This is a genomic window from Erysipelothrix aquatica, from assembly GCF_009828775.2.
GTDB lineage: Bacteria > Bacillota_I > Bacilli_A > Erysipelotrichales > Erysipelotrichaceae > Erysipelothrix > Erysipelothrix aquatica.
In genome coordinates, this window is record NZ_WTSY02000002.1 from 98,007 (window position 1) to 111,839 (window position 13,833).

The following is a 13,833-nucleotide window of genomic DNA, read 5'->3' on the forward strand; positions in this document are numbered from 1 at the left end:
CAATCTTCTAAAGTCTTAGTAGAACAATTCTTTGACAAAGAAATGATCGGTTCCTGTCAATGGATAATCTCGCTTTACATAGACTTCTTTAAATCCAAATTTCGGATAAAAATCTTTACCTTGGAAACCAAATGTGTTCAGAAAGATATAACGGCACCGATGTTCGATTGCCATGTGTTCAACTTTCTCTAACAATGCTTTACCCAGTCCTTGTCCTCGTAAATCTTCGTGGATTATTAAGTATTCGACATCTACCCAATTGCCAAATATTTCGCCTGAAATGCCTCCAACAATATTATCATCTTCATCTCTAATATAGATAGCAAATTCAGAATGTTCTAAAGTTTCAAAGTTTTGTCGATTGTATTTCCTCAGAAGATCTCTAAGTTTAATAATATCTGTTTCTTCTGGTGCAAGTGTCTCTTCAAATTTCATCAAATATCTCCTAATTCTAGATGCTTCGCAATTATCCCGATTTGAAATTAAAAAGTTAACCTAACGGCTAACTTTTAAATATAGTCTGATTGGAGGCTATTTTTGATATCCTACAACACCACGGCAAATTGTTGTTTCAACATTAATGTCGTTATCAACAATAACAATGTCAGCATCTTTACCGATAGCGATGCTTCCTTTACGTCCAAAGATTTCAAGGTGTTTTGCGGCATTTTCCGAAGAAATTTTTACCAAGTCACGCATACTTGCGCCAGTAAAGTGTTTAAAGTTACGAACAACGAAGTCCATTTCGGCAACTGAACCTGCAAGCGATCCTGTGGCAATACGGCATTCTTTTCCAACTTTAATAACTTCTTGACCACCAAGATCATACTTACCATCTGGAAGTCCTTTAGCACGCATCGCATCCGTAATTGCAATAACATTGTCTACACCTTTAATTTCATATGTTGCCTTAACAACATCTGGATGTAAGTGAATACCATCCACAATTAATTCTGCTTTTAATTCTGGTCGTAAGAACCCAGCAGTAACTGCTCCTGGTTCACGGTGATGGTGTGGTTTCATCGCATTGTGGAAGTGTGTTAAGTTTGAAAGTCCGTTCGGAATTTCATCAATTATTTGTTGATAATTTGAATCGGTATGGCCAGCTGAAGGTACAACCCCTTTTGAACGTAGGTAATCTGTAAAACCTGGCGCTGCTTCTTCAGGTGCATAGGTAATTAACTTGATGCGTCCTTTCGCAACATTCCAGAATGTATCAAAGTACTCTGTCGTAGGTTTTAAAACAAAGGCAGGGTTTTGTGCCCCAACATGTTTTTTCGAAATAAACGGTCCCTCTAAGTGAATCCCTACGATTTCAGCTTGTCCTGGTTTGTTTGTATCATCCATAAACTCTACAATTGCACCCAATGCTGTCGATACAGCTTCAATTGATTGCGTCATAGTTGTCGCAAGATATGACGTTGTTCCTTCTTTGGGAAGGAATGTTGCGATATTTAGTAAACCTGCTTGATCGGCGTCCATATGGTCAGCACCATTAGCACCATGAATGTGTTGGTCAATAAATCCTGGCAAGACATTGAGTCCCTTCGCATCGATGACATCACCTTCTAGTTTTGGTGCATTTTCCATCATACCAAGTTCAACGATACGGTCTCCTTCAGTACGAATAAAACCGTTCTCGATAACACGGTCTTCTAAATAAATTTTCCCATTAATGATTAACATAAATTGCCTCCTTATGTATACATGTATAATTATAGCACTTTTTTTATCACGCGTTTGTATAAACACAGGCACATTCTAAGGATATTCTTATGTTTTTCAACAATTTAGAGTATCTTAAATATTTTTTTCAAACATTCAAATTTAATTGAAAAAGACTATTCGATGTTTCCGAGAAAACAAGTTTGATTTTAATGTGGAGTAGTCTATAATAATACTGAATGAAAGTGAGAGGGAATTACAATGAAATTATTTGTTGTTAAAAATAACCAAGAAGGAGCAGAACTTGGTTACAACATCATTCGTGAAGCGTTAGTTAGCGGAAACTTAAACGTCTTTGGATTAGCTACTGGAAGTACACCAATTTCTTTATACGATCGCATTACTGCAAGTGACTTAGATTTCACAAATGTGGTATCCATTAACTTGGATGAATACATTGGTATTGGTGCTGATCATATCCAAAGCTATAACTACTTCATGAATAAACATTTATTTGGTAAAAAACCATTTAAAGCTAATTATTTGCCAAATGGCTTGGAAGAAGATGCAGCTAAAGAATGCGCACGTTACGACCAAATCATCGCTGAAAATCCTATTGATATCCAAATCTTAGGAATTGGTGAAAATGGTCATATCGGTTTCAATGAGCCAGGAGCATCATTTGATTCATTGACAGAAAAAGTTGCATTAACTGAAAGCACAATTATTGCAAACTCACGTATGTTTGATTCAATTGATGAAGTACCTAAATTTGCATACTCAATGGGTATCAAATCCATCATGACTGCAAAAACAATTATCTTGTTTGCATATGGTGAAAAGAAAGCTGATGCTATCTATAAAATGATGGAAGAAACACCTACAGAAGCGCTCCCAGCAAGTGCTTTACAAAATCATGATAACGTAATCGTCATCGTTGATGAGCAAGCAGCTTCAAAACTTGACGTTACAAAACATCAATAAAAAAAGTTCCGCAAGGAACCTTTTTTTATGCTTTCTTTACAAATTCAGATTTGAGACTCATCGCACCAAAACCTTCAATTCGGCAATCAATATTATGGTCACCATCTACAAGCTTGATATTTTTCACTTTTGTCCCTTGCTTTAAAGGAGCAGACGCGCCTTTAACTTTTAAATCTTTGATGATTATTATTGAATCACCGTCATTAAGAATGGATCCATGAGCATCACGGATAACATCTTCAGCCACTACTTCATTCTCAGACCACTCGTGAGCACACATTGGGCAAACAAACATGCCACGATCCTCATACGTATAGTTTTCATTACACTGTGGGCAACTTGGATATGTCATTGATAATCTCCTTTACGCTTTAAGTATACAGTAACCGTTTTATTTGACAAGTTTTCGAATGAGTTCTATAATGAACAAAGTTCAGGATGGTGATTCTATGAAGAAAAGTACAATTAGTAAACAAGCCCTTATTGATGTCGCACGTCACATTGTTTTTACCGATGGTTTGGATGCTTTAAGTATCCGTCGCGTTGCTAAAGACGCTGATGTTTCAGTTGGTTCTGTTTACAATTACTTTGAATCTAAAAATGATCTAACGATCGAAGTTATCAATGAATTTTGGGATAAGGTTATGATAGGTGATCTCAAAAACATTAGTTCTCATGATCGTTATACGACCATGCTTAAAGAATCATTCAAGAAAGCTTCTTATCATGCTCGTATCTACCATTCTATTTTCATTGGCTATTACCGTACGATTTCGGAAGACGACCGAAAACGTACAATCGAAACACACCATCGTAACCTCAAAGCAATCGAAGATGTATTCAAACAATCTCTCGATTCTGATGTGTTCCAAAATCCAACAATTTGGAACGAGAATTTTACGAAAGAAAAGTTCAATGCTTTTGTCGTTCGGAATTTCTTAGAATCGCTGCGTCATGGCGACGAAGATATTGACTTCTTAATTGAACTGATAAGCCACACTCTATACAAATAACCAGCATGGTTCATCTTACAATAGTGTAAGCAAGTTGTACGATAGTTCGCTCAACGATTCAACGATATTCTCGTATCATAGGATACAGGAGGACATCTCATGAGATCGTATCTAAAACTTGCTTTTCGCAATGTCAAAAAGAGCTATAAAGACTATAGCCTTTACTTCTTAACACTCACCTTTTCCGTAGTTTTACTTTACTTACTTCGGTCGTTTGAAATGCAATCGAGCATTCTTGAGCTCGATCCGTCGCAAGGAACTGCGATTGCTTCCTTGATCATGGTTTTAAACACAATGTCTGTGATTATTAGTGTTGTTTTTGCACTGTTAATCATCTATGCCAATCAATTTCTAATTCGACGACGGAAACAAGAATTGGGATTATACACTTTAATGGGCATGCCTTTTCGAAAAATACGTATCATTCTCTTCTTTGAAACACTAATCGCGGCACTTGCCTCTTTGGCCGTAGGGTTTACGATTGGTATCGGCTTATCACAAGTGATGGCCATGTTTAGTGCTTCCATTCTGAGTGTAAGCGCAGCATACACATTTATTTTTTCAGTGCCCGCACTTTTATCTACAACCCTAATTTTCAGTGCAATTTACACTGTTGTTATTGGTTTTAACACACTGATTCTCGGTCGTTTTACTTTACTCGATATGTTGACAGCACATCGGCAAAATGAATCAATCAAAGCACCACGCACACGCACAACAATGCTCTTGCTAATTCTTGCTGTATCATGTATTGCTTACGCATACACCATCTCGTTACAACCTTATGGTATTTTAAATCAGATGGTGTCAGTAATCGTTATCGGGGCGATTGGAACCTTATTGCTCTTCAAAGCCTTATCCGGTTTTCTTCTACAGAGTGTGCAGCGCTTCGAGAATCACTACTACTCAGGTCTGAATGCCTTTAATTTTCGACAACTATCATCAAAAATTAGTACAACATATCGTTCGATGAGTATCATTTGTCTTATGCTTCTAACTGCAATAACCGCATTGGTCACTGCATTCAATTTGAATAATGTACTCGCGCAATTCAAGGATTCAATGATCGTCTACGATATCGCAGTAACACATACACAACCCATTGCTCTCAACGAATTTGATACCTCCCAAATAAAAGAAAGCTATCAGTTTTATGTTCTTAATGGTAATGCATCAGACGAAGTAATTTATCCTGTAATATTTATTGCTCAACATGACGCGAACCAAAATTTAAGTCGGGATCACCAGCAACCTATTCAACTCTTAGACAATCAGTTTGCCTTCTATAAACATCCCAATTTACCCGTAGAAACACCTGACTTCAGTGAATATGGATTGACAGACTCTGTCTCAACTGACGTTTTAGATTTAAGATTAACGAACAGTGCTTTGATGAACTCACTTAAAATTGTTGTAAGTGATACAACATTCAAGCAACTCGAGTCCCAACTTACACCTACATACTACACCAACATTAATGCCCACGATACACAATCAATTGCTCCCCTGCAAGCTAACATATCTACACATGTTCCCGATGGAACACAACTTGTTTCAGCACGTGATGTGGAATTAGAAATGGCCGGTACCGAACTTCTATTCACCTACCTTGGTTTCTACATTGGCGCGGTCTTCCTAATTTGCAGTTGCGTGTTATTGGCACTGCAACAACTTTCTGAGGCAAGTGATAATATTCACCGTTACAGCATACTTAGCAAAATTGGTGTTGAAGAGTCTTTAAAACTACAGTCTATTACCACTCAACTCAGTCTTTATTTCGCGTTACCTTTGATTATTGCGATGATGCATGCTGTTATCGGTATCAAAGCCGCCAACCTTACTTTATCGCTCGGTGGTTTAGCGCCTTCTAGTCCATTAATTGCAATCCTCGTTACCCTTGGCTTTATGGTCGCATATGGTTTCTATGGATTCACAACGCTAAAATCTGTTCAACGTATTGTATTACAGTAAAAAAGTGAGAATTATCTCACTTTTTCTTTGTTTTAATGTATGCTTGCATTTGTTGTTCCATGATATCCATCGAAGCAGCACCACTATCAAGCAACACTTTGTGGAATTCAACTTCAGAATACTGTGACCCTAAGGCCTCTTTGGTTGTCTTCTTAAGTTCTCTAATATAGAGGTTGCTTAAGTAATATGTTGGGTAAACTGCAGGTGTTTGAATTATTTGGTAATAGAATGACTCTAATCCAGCTTCATCTAACGAGAAGAAATCAGACATATATGTACCAAATTGTTCCATTGTCCAACCTTCGTAATGAACACCGATGTCGGCACGGATATGAATCGTTTCGATCAATGTCATGTAGGCGTTGTAAAACGCTTCGAATTTTTCATCATGAACATATTTTACCGCCAATTTTTCTGCATAATTAGCCCAGCCTTCGGCACTGTTTGCTGGTGAAATAAGAGAGCGAATCGGGTGCATGTCTTTCAATGTTTTAAAGTAGCTAAATTGATACATGTGCCCTGGAATTCCTTCGTGAGCATATGTTGTGTAGAGACTGTTATCAAATTCTCCGTTAATATAGATAACTTGCGCTTCATCTCCAGTGTAGTCAACTGGTGGTGAGAAATAAAACGCAGGGGCAGACGATTCGGAAATCGAAGGATGCACCTTACGCAGCTCATAGAATGGCATTGGAATCGTTGGGAAATCTTCCCCAAACGACGCATGTATATCTTCTAAGAGAGCTTCACCATTTTCATAATTACCAAATGATTCAGCCATCATGAGTTCCATATAACGATCACGCTCTTCAGTTGTATACTCATTTGATAAATATAAGGTTTCAATAGCTGCTTGTTGCGATTTTTCGGTAAAACGTAAAATTTCTTTAACGGTCGATCGTTTACCAGTCTCTTGTTGTAAGAGTTCTTCGTAGAATGCCTTACCATTTGGACGCGTGCTCATTCCCGCTAAAGTTGTATCTGTAACTTGGATGGCACCTAGTTCCGTTGCCATCATTTGGTAACTCTCATAAAGTTGCTTGGAAATTAAAGCCTGACTTCTTGCCTTTGCAGTTTCTTTTTGCGATACATCTAAGAATGTAGCACCCTCAATTTTCTCATTCATATAAGCAATTAAGTAGTAGTCTGGTTGTGCAATCTGCTGAGCCGTCACATCACTTACCCGAGCCATTTCAGTTAATTCATACTGGGTAAATCCTGTTGAACGTGTTTGGCGGTCTCTTTCCAACTGAATATATTTTGAAATCGTTTCTGGCAGCGATTCCAACAATGTAAAGTATCCATTTAAATCTTGTTCTGTTCTAAATTCGTAAATTTCAAGATACGCTGGGAATGAACCCATCAAGTTACGACTGTAGCCAAGGACAGACGATCCGACACTGAAATCGTAATAGTTTTGTAACGCAACAATATCTTCAAGATGTTGTACAATTACTTTTTTATCAAGTTGTTGCTGTGGTGATAGCGTTGCATCATCAAAGCCCTTCACTTCGTCCAATACTTCTTTGGATGTTTTTGCAGCTTCCTTATAGTCTTCTTCACTTACAAAATCCAATTTGTAATCTTTACTTTCGATGCCATATGTTGCTGGATTTTCAAACATTAGATTGATTGAAAAGTCCTCTGGATCTACAAACTCCGGTAAGAGTTCATCTAGGTATGCTGTGAATTCAGCATTGGGTGTATCCGTTCCACCAACGCTCTTAGGTTTTGTCGTACAGCCCGTTAAAACTAAGAGTGCAATTAATGCACTGATCAATATTTTTTTCATAGTCCCTCCCACTATTTTCTAATACTATCCTACCATGTTTGGACAGGCCTTGAGAAGTTTTCCACAGTTTTTATTTCGTTGAGGCTATTTTTAAATTATTTGTATGGAAAGTGCTTTCCGACTTCGATATAATGTCCTTAATAGGAGGGGCTTATTATGGAATTTTTCCAAGTGAATTTGATTATGCTTGTTGTCGCAATTTTATTCTTTGTGGGGGCGTATTACTTAGATGCGAAAACAAAATTTATCGAAAAGGTATTCAAAACAACACCCAAACAGTTTTATATTATTACGGGTGTACTTGCGCTTGTAATCTTGATTATGAACTATATTGCGATTAGCGTATTTGGTTCATGGCAATCATTAATCATCACATCTGCTGCGATTGCAATTGCGATCTTAATTGTTATTAAACTTTACCAATCACGTAAAGCATAAAAAATGTTGGATTAAAACTCCAACATTTTTTTATTTACCTTTGTTCAACTTTCGGCTACGCACCACAAGAATCCATAGACCATAACCAATTAGTCCACCAAGCGTATTCATGATGAGATCATCAATATCGAAGATGCGAACATTAAAACCGTAGTACATTCCTGCTAATTGAAGCAGCTCAATCGTTAGCGTAAATGCCATGACAAATACCATCGTTTTTATGAAAGGTTTATTTTGATCTTTAAGATAACGTCCCATGAGAAAGCCAATGGGCACAAAAATAGCAACGTTCAAAAAATTTTCGAGAAGGTATCGGGGTTGAAAATCAACCCACAAGTTCCAATACAAATTGTTCAAAGGCTTCACATTGTAGCGGAAACGATGTGCTTCAAGTACATGGAGTTGTGCTTCTTTACCCCACGGAAATGGAAACTGCGTAACATCAAACACAAGTAAGATGTAAAGCAGTAGGATCGAACCAGTAATTTTTTGAGATGTATTTTTGTGACGTAAAATCGTATAATACACGATAAGATAAAGTGGTATATAGATAAGGATTCCGGTCGGTATCCAACCTGGACCACTGTGTCGTCCAAACATAATGCTCTCCTTTTTTCAGTGTTAAAACTATACCATAACCCGATGCAGTCCTTGCGAAATGTTCGTGAAACTATACTTCGATATCTAATGCATATTTACCAGCGGTAAATCCCGTAGCAAAAGCAGAGGTAATATTGAATCCACCAGTGAACGCATTATAATCTAGCAACTCCCCAATACATGAGATATGGGGATCTAGTTTTGATTTTAGTGTTTTGGGATTTATTTCCTTTAATGATATACCGCCGTTTGTTACGAAAGCATGAGAGAAACCTCGAGTTTCGTACGTAGTCATTGGGAAACGTTTAAGATAGTCAATCACCATATTTTTATTACTTGCTTGTTCTTTGATAAACGCTAACAGTCGTTTAGGTACGCCCGCTTCAAGCGCAAACGTTTCAATATCTTCTGCTTGCATAAGTGTATCGATACTTACATCTTTCAAAAAATCAATTGTCAGCCTTACGGGGGTCTCTTTTTCAAGGACTTGTTGTACATAAAAACTTCCGCGAAGGGCTGCTGGTCCTGATAAACCAAAATGTGTAAAAAGTAAATCGTGAGTAATTGCTTTCTTAATTTTTTTACCTTGATGAACATTTAAGACAACATCATGAAAGGATAAACCTTGAAGTGCTTTTTCTTGGATGAAGACATCATTTGAAACGAGTGGTACCTCTGCCGGTAACAATTCTGTAATCGTATGACCAAATGAGGATGCAAGGACATAGCCATTTCCGTCTGAACCTGTTCCTGATAAAGAACGACTTCCCGTTGCTAAAATGAGAGCATCATAACGGACATCCTTACCATTCACAGTTACAATACGTGCATGAGAGTCAAGGCTTTCCACATAACTGTGCAGTCGAATGTCTACCCCTAATGCTTCTAATCGTGATTGTAAAGCATCGACGATTGAGTGTGATTTATTTGATGCTGGAAACATCCGTTCGTGATCTTCCTTTTTTAATGGGCACCCATTCGCTTCAAAAAAGGCTTGAATATCTTGGGGATTAAAGTTGTTGAGCGCACTATTTAAGAATTTTCCATTTTTCGGGACATATTTTATCACTTCTTGAACATCGACATCTGCGGTAACGTTGCATCGGCCTCCGCCTGTCAAACGCAATTTTTTTCCCAAACGTTCATTACGTTCAAGTAAAATTACATTAGCTTCTGGCCAGTGTTCTTTCGATGAGATTGCTGCCATCATTCCTGATGGACCACCTCCAATTACAATAATTTGTTTCATACAAGTTCTCCTTATTGTGGCTATTATAACAAACTTCGTTTTGAAGAGTAAATGTGTTGACAACTTTCGATACATTCTATATGATTACAACGAAACATGTATAACATATATGTTTAATATGTTTTACGCATAAAGGGGATCAAAATGGGAATTCAATGCTGCTGTACATTTTCAAACGATAACTGGAACACGAAAGTGTAATTTTTTGCATGACACATTTAATCTCTTGCACAGATAAGAGAATTCTTGAGATGTCATACGACATCTTTTTTTATAAGGAGGAGAGAATTTTATTATGTCTACATACTTACCATGGATTGCATTCGCGACGACGCTCGTAGTGTTTGCATTTCTTCAACATTTGCGTAAGAAACGTGTGAATTTCGGGCTTCGCACGATTATTGCGATGGGCTTCGGATTGGTAATTGGATTTGTATTTCAAGGGAATACACAATACGTCACACCATTTGGAACAATCTTTACACAATTAATTTATGCAATTGTGGCGCCACTACTATTCTTCAGCATTATTTCTAGTATCGCGTCACTTAACAGTATTACCCGTCTTAAAACTCTAGGTTTCCGATCAGTATTTTGGTTACTGCTCAATACATTGATTGCAAGTACAATTACATTAATTGTAGCTACTAGCCTCAAACTTGGTTCTGGATTTACCATTTCATTGCCAACAGATTATGTTGCTCGTGAAGTTCCAACTTTTATAGATACAATTGTCGGATTCTTCCCAAGTAACTTGGTCAACCATGTTGCAAAGAACCAAATCATCCCGATTATTATTTTCTCGGTAATGGTCGGTGTGGCATTGGTCAAATTTAATACCAAGGATCCTGAGGGCGCAAGTCCAATGATTCAATTCTTTGAATCTGCTAACAAACTTACGTATCGCGTTGTTAAATCAATTATCGCACTAACACCATTCGCTGTTGTTGCTTATATTGCTAACGTTCCCACACGTGATGGTGGAAAAGATCTCGCATCATTCGCAATGATTATTGTGATTGCCTATGCGATAAGTTTCTTCCAAGCTTTTGTAGTTCACGGTACGTTAATTAGTGTATTTGCAAAAATGAATCCAATTCGTTTCTTTAAAGCAATTTGGCCTGCTCAAGTGGTTGCCTTTACATCACAAAGCAGTATCGGAACGGTTCCAGTCGTCATCGAACAAGTCACAACAAAACTTGGTGTCAAAGATGATATCGCAGGATTTGTTGCCGGTCTGGGAGCCAATGTCGGTATGCCAGCATGTACTGGAATGTGGCCAGTTTTACTCGCCGTATTTAGTATTAACGCTTTAGGTATTCCATTCACAACGCAACAATACTTATTATTGATTGTTTATACAGTTGTCGTTGGTTTAGGAACAGCCGGAGTACCTGGAACTGCAACCATTGCAGCAACTGCCGTACTAACAGCTGCTGGATTACCTATTGAAATTATCTTTGTCTTGTCACCAATTTCGGCTATTGTCGATATGGCACGTACAATGGCAAACGTTACAGGATCTGCAACAGCAACCGTAATCGTGGCAACACGAGAAGGTGCAATCGAAGAACCTGTTCAAGCCGCTTCATAAAAAGAACCCCAGTTGCAAAGCAACTTGGGGTTTTTTAATACTTCTGAATCAGTGTTTTTGCTTCCGTTACATTTCCAACATAAGGGTATGTCTTACACATTTTTTCTAAGGTCGCAAGTGCTTGGGGTCGTGCTTCTTGCGTACCTTTTACTTTTAGATACTGATACACAATGACTTCAGGTGTGTGTTTCATTCCTTTTAAGATAATTTCCAATTCACGACTTGCAGTTGGTATCGTATCAGTGGCGAGCATTTGTTGCGTGTGATACTCCAAGTCAATTGCACCTTTAAGAACAGGAATGTACGGAAGCTCGTCAGTAACTAACTCATCATAATATTCTAGTTTTTGAAGTGGCGTTAAATTGCGTGCCGATGCAAATACAGCATTCACATAGGCATTCATCGTTAAGCCATCTTTCACATCTTGTTTATCAAACAAAGGGACGAATCGCTTGTCAATCGTATTGAGTGTTTCCCCTGCAACAAAAAGCTCATTTTGCTTAAGCACATACCACAACGCTTCCCGCGCTTTGGGATTCGCTTTAATGGCCGCCAAATTGCTACCATCAGATGTACCATTTTTCATCGGAACACTATTCATAATCGCTAGAAATATTCCCATAATGATGAATATAGTTGCGACATACTTCACCATCAGACTTGAAAAGCTAAGGAAAATAAGTAGGGCGATAAAGCTCGCAAAACCATTAAAAATAACACCACCCCAGTTATACATTGCGTATGGGTAGGTTTCAGGAAGTCCTGATGGACTCATCAAACATTGACCACCGGTTCCCGGTATTTGGTAACGTTTATAGCTATAAACACCCTTTGATTTTTGGAGCATGTGGCTTCCGACTCGATATGACACAAAGTCATACCCACTAAGTTTACCAAAAACTAGATGCCCCAACTCATGAATAAGAATATGAATCAACAGACTGATGACAACGGTGACACCACCAACACCCAATAAAAGCCAAATTGAAAAATCAGCCTCAGCAGCAAGATAGCCAATCATTAAGCCACCATACAAACCAAGCCCAATAAGTACAAGATATAGTAAAACCATTTTAAGAATTTTCTTCATAGGTCACCTCTGCAATTATTAAACCACACTTTCATACTAAAAGGGTATATTTCCGTGGAAATATACCCTTTGTGTTTTAAGATTAGAAGCGGTTAAGTTGGCTGTCTAACTTATTGTATTCTTGTGTATACTCGTCGAGTTTTTGATTGTTATCGGCAAGTGTTTGTTTTAATGCGGCAACTTCTTCACGAATTGCATCGGAGTCGTTACTTGCAAGTTGACCTTCAAGACTTGAAAGTTTCGCTTCAATTTTGTCATTGATACTTTCAAGTGCCGAGATACGTGCATCTAGATCTTCGATTTGATTTTCTGCATCCGCGATTGTTGCTTCACGGCGGTTTTGTTCACGGTTTTTGAAGCGATCGTAGAAATCATCTTGAATTGCGCGGAATTCATTCCACAACTTCTCTTCAAACTCACGACCACTGTGACCTGCTTGTTTCCACTCTTCAAACATTGCTTCCATTTCGGAACGTTGTGTTGCATCATGGAACGACTGTACCAATGCCTCAGCACGAGTAATGATAGCTTCTTTGGCTTTGCGAGCTTCACCCTGTGTTTCACGCATTTCGTCAAAGAAGACGCGTTGTTGTTGGTAGAAATACTGACGAGCAGTGTTGAAACGTTCCCAGAGTTCATCTTCGAATTCACGTCCAGCAAATCCTGCTTGTTTCCAACGTGTCATCAAGTTACGCATATCTGTGGATGTTTTCTTCCAGTCTGTCGAATCCTTTAATGCTTCTGCTTCAACGATTAATTGTTCTTTCAATGCACGGGTATCTTTACGATCTTCTGTTAGTTGATCGTAATGTTTACTGCGCTTATCGAAGAAATGGTCATTGATAGCACGGAATTTCTCCCATAAATCCTGATCAATATCTTGCCCCGCAAATCCAGCTTCTTTCCATTCGTTTTGCAACTCCTGTAAATAAGTGGAAGTCTTGTTCCAGTCTGTTGAATCTTTGACTTTATCAGCTTTTTCAATCAGTTCATGTTTGATAGATTGAGCTTCTTCAAGACGCTCTTGGCGCGTTTCGTAACGATGAATTGCTTGGGTGAAGCGCGTTTCAAGGGCAGCATCGATGCCTTCCTCTGAAAGCGAATCCCATTCACGCTTAATGAATTCCAGTTTCTCATCGTCACCTGTATTCATAATACTGTAAACTTCGGAAATCAATTGGTTTTGGCGTGACTCTTCTACAGAAGCAAGACTTTCCCAACCAAAATCATTGCGTGAGTAACCTGGTTGTTTTGTTTCTTCTTCTTTGTCTTCGACCTGAGTCAATTTTTCTTCGTTAATAATAAACACCTCTTTCTCTAATCACTACTTCTTATTTTAGCATAATTCAGTCAATATGTAATGTTTGATGTATTTTTGGTCAAGTTTTTCTTTGAAAGTCTCTTCACATTCTCTCCTATATGAATTCTATATAATAA

13 protein-coding genes are annotated in these 13,833 nt (G+C 38.1%); 5 read left to right on the forward strand and 8 right to left on the reverse strand.

Going from position 1 to position 13,833, the window contains the following annotated elements:
- Window positions 1-15: 15 nt before the first annotated feature.
- Complete coding sequence (locus GVV20_RS01230; protein WP_159740979.1) at window positions 16-435, reverse strand: GNAT family N-acetyltransferase; 420 nt, start codon at window positions 433-435, stop codon at window positions 16-18.
- A gap of 96 nt (window positions 436-531) precedes the next feature.
- Window positions 532-1,686, reverse strand: coding sequence for an N-acetylglucosamine-6-phosphate deacetylase (nagA, locus tag GVV20_RS01235; RefSeq protein WP_159740980.1), 1,155 nt, complete (start codon window positions 1,684-1,686; stop codon window positions 532-534).
- A 240-nt stretch (window positions 1,687-1,926) separates the two neighbouring features.
- Here nagA and GVV20_RS01240 point away from each other — a divergent pair, with 240 nt between their 5' ends.
- On the forward strand, window positions 1,927-2,649 hold the full coding sequence (locus tag GVV20_RS01240) for a glucosamine-6-phosphate deaminase (protein WP_159740981.1): 723 nt from the start codon (window positions 1,927-1,929) through the stop codon (window positions 2,647-2,649).
- A 25-nt stretch (window positions 2,650-2,674) separates the two neighbouring features.
- Here the strand turns inward: GVV20_RS01240 and GVV20_RS01245 are convergent, their stop codons facing one another.
- Entirely contained in the window at window positions 2,675-3,001 is a 327-nt protein-coding gene (locus GVV20_RS01245) for a zinc ribbon domain-containing protein YjdM (protein WP_159740982.1), read from the reverse strand.
- A gap of 97 nt (window positions 3,002-3,098) precedes the next feature.
- Here GVV20_RS01245 and GVV20_RS01250 point away from each other — a divergent pair, with 97 nt between their 5' ends.
- Together GVV20_RS01250 and GVV20_RS01255 are read left to right on the forward strand one after the other, a co-directional pair.
- Window positions 3,099-3,662 (forward strand): TetR/AcrR family transcriptional regulator, encoded by a 564-nt coding sequence (locus GVV20_RS01250; protein ID WP_159740983.1) that lies wholly within the window; start codon window positions 3,099-3,101, stop codon window positions 3,660-3,662.
- A gap of 99 nt (window positions 3,663-3,761) precedes the next feature.
- The gene (locus tag GVV20_RS01255; protein ID WP_159740984.1) at window positions 3,762-5,633 is read left to right on the forward strand and encodes an FtsX-like permease family protein; all 1,872 of its coding nucleotides are present in this window, start codon (window positions 3,762-3,764) and stop codon (window positions 5,631-5,633) included.
- 16 nt (window positions 5,634-5,649) lie between these two features.
- Here the strand turns inward: GVV20_RS01255 and GVV20_RS01260 are convergent, their stop codons facing one another.
- A complete protein-coding gene (locus GVV20_RS01260; RefSeq protein ID WP_159740985.1) occupies window positions 5,650-7,425 on the reverse strand; it encodes a DUF885 domain-containing protein in 1,776 nt (591 codons plus the stop codon).
- A 156-nt stretch (window positions 7,426-7,581) separates the two neighbouring features.
- Between GVV20_RS01260 and GVV20_RS01265 the strand changes: the two genes are divergently transcribed.
- Window positions 7,582-7,863, forward strand: a complete 282-nt coding sequence (locus GVV20_RS01265; RefSeq protein ID WP_159635455.1) for a hypothetical protein — start codon at window positions 7,582-7,584, stop codon at window positions 7,861-7,863.
- A gap of 30 nt (window positions 7,864-7,893) precedes the next feature.
- Here the strand turns inward: GVV20_RS01265 and GVV20_RS01270 are convergent, their stop codons facing one another.
- Together GVV20_RS01270 and GVV20_RS01275 are read right to left on the reverse strand one after the other, a co-directional pair.
- The gene (locus GVV20_RS01270; RefSeq protein ID WP_159740986.1) at window positions 7,894-8,463 is read right to left on the reverse strand and encodes a VanZ family protein; all 570 of its coding nucleotides are present in this window, start codon (window positions 8,461-8,463) and stop codon (window positions 7,894-7,896) included.
- Between the two features lie 70 nt (window positions 8,464-8,533).
- Window positions 8,534-9,712 carry a BaiN/RdsA family NAD(P)/FAD-dependent oxidoreductase gene (locus GVV20_RS01275; protein ID WP_159740987.1) on the reverse strand — a complete coding sequence of 393 codons (1,179 nt, stop codon included), beginning with the start codon at window positions 9,710-9,712 and terminating at the stop codon, window positions 8,534-8,536.
- Between the two features lie 295 nt (window positions 9,713-10,007).
- Between GVV20_RS01275 and GVV20_RS01280 the strand changes: the two genes are divergently transcribed.
- Window positions 10,008-11,306 carry a dicarboxylate/amino acid:cation symporter gene (locus GVV20_RS01280; RefSeq protein ID WP_159635464.1) on the forward strand — a complete coding sequence of 433 codons (1,299 nt, stop codon included), beginning with the start codon at window positions 10,008-10,010 and terminating at the stop codon, window positions 11,304-11,306.
- A gap of 34 nt (window positions 11,307-11,340) precedes the next feature.
- Here GVV20_RS01280 and GVV20_RS01285 read toward each other — a convergent pair whose 3' ends face one another.
- Window positions 11,341-12,396: a zinc metalloprotease gene (locus GVV20_RS01285; RefSeq protein ID WP_159740988.1), complete on the reverse strand. Its 1,056-nt coding sequence runs from the start codon at window positions 12,394-12,396 to the stop codon at window positions 11,341-11,343.
- Between the two features lie 82 nt (window positions 12,397-12,478).
- Window positions 12,479-13,705 carry a DUF349 domain-containing protein gene (locus GVV20_RS01290; protein WP_159812676.1) on the reverse strand — a complete coding sequence of 409 codons (1,227 nt, stop codon included), beginning with the start codon at window positions 13,703-13,705 and terminating at the stop codon, window positions 12,479-12,481.
- Between the last annotated feature and the right edge of the window lie 128 nt (window positions 13,706-13,833).

Coding starts and splice junctions, on each gene's coding strand:
- GVV20_RS01285 (WP_159740988.1), bottom strand. CDS start 12,396: ATGAAGAAAATTCTTAAAATGGTTTTACTATATCTTGTACTTATTGGG.
- GVV20_RS01265 (WP_159635455.1), top strand. CDS start 7,582: ATGGAATTTTTCCAAGTGAATTTGATTATGCTTGTTGTCGCAATTTTA.
- GVV20_RS01280 (WP_159635464.1), top strand. CDS start 10,008: ATGTCTACATACTTACCATGGATTGCATTCGCGACGACGCTCGTAGTG.
- nagA (WP_159740980.1), bottom strand. CDS start 1,686: ATGTTAATCATTAATGGGAAAATTTATTTAGAAGACCGTGTTATCGAG.
- GVV20_RS01230 (WP_159740979.1), bottom strand. CDS start 435: ATGAAATTTGAAGAGACACTTGCACCAGAAGAAACAGATATTATTAAA.
- GVV20_RS01260 (WP_159740985.1), bottom strand. CDS start 7,425: ATGAAAAAAATATTGATCAGTGCATTAATTGCACTCTTAGTTTTAACG.
- GVV20_RS01270 (WP_159740986.1), bottom strand. CDS start 8,463: ATGTTTGGACGACACAGTGGTCCAGGTTGGATACCGACCGGAATCCTT.
- GVV20_RS01250 (WP_159740983.1), top strand. CDS start 3,099: ATGAAGAAAAGTACAATTAGTAAACAAGCCCTTATTGATGTCGCACGT.
- GVV20_RS01240 (WP_159740981.1), top strand. CDS start 1,927: ATGAAATTATTTGTTGTTAAAAATAACCAAGAAGGAGCAGAACTTGGT.
- GVV20_RS01275 (WP_159740987.1), bottom strand. CDS start 9,712: ATGAAACAAATTATTGTAATTGGAGGTGGTCCATCAGGAATGATGGCA.
- GVV20_RS01255 (WP_159740984.1), top strand. CDS start 3,762: ATGAGATCGTATCTAAAACTTGCTTTTCGCAATGTCAAAAAGAGCTAT.
- GVV20_RS01245 (WP_159740982.1), bottom strand. CDS start 3,001: ATGACATATCCAAGTTGCCCACAGTGTAATGAAAACTATACGTATGAG.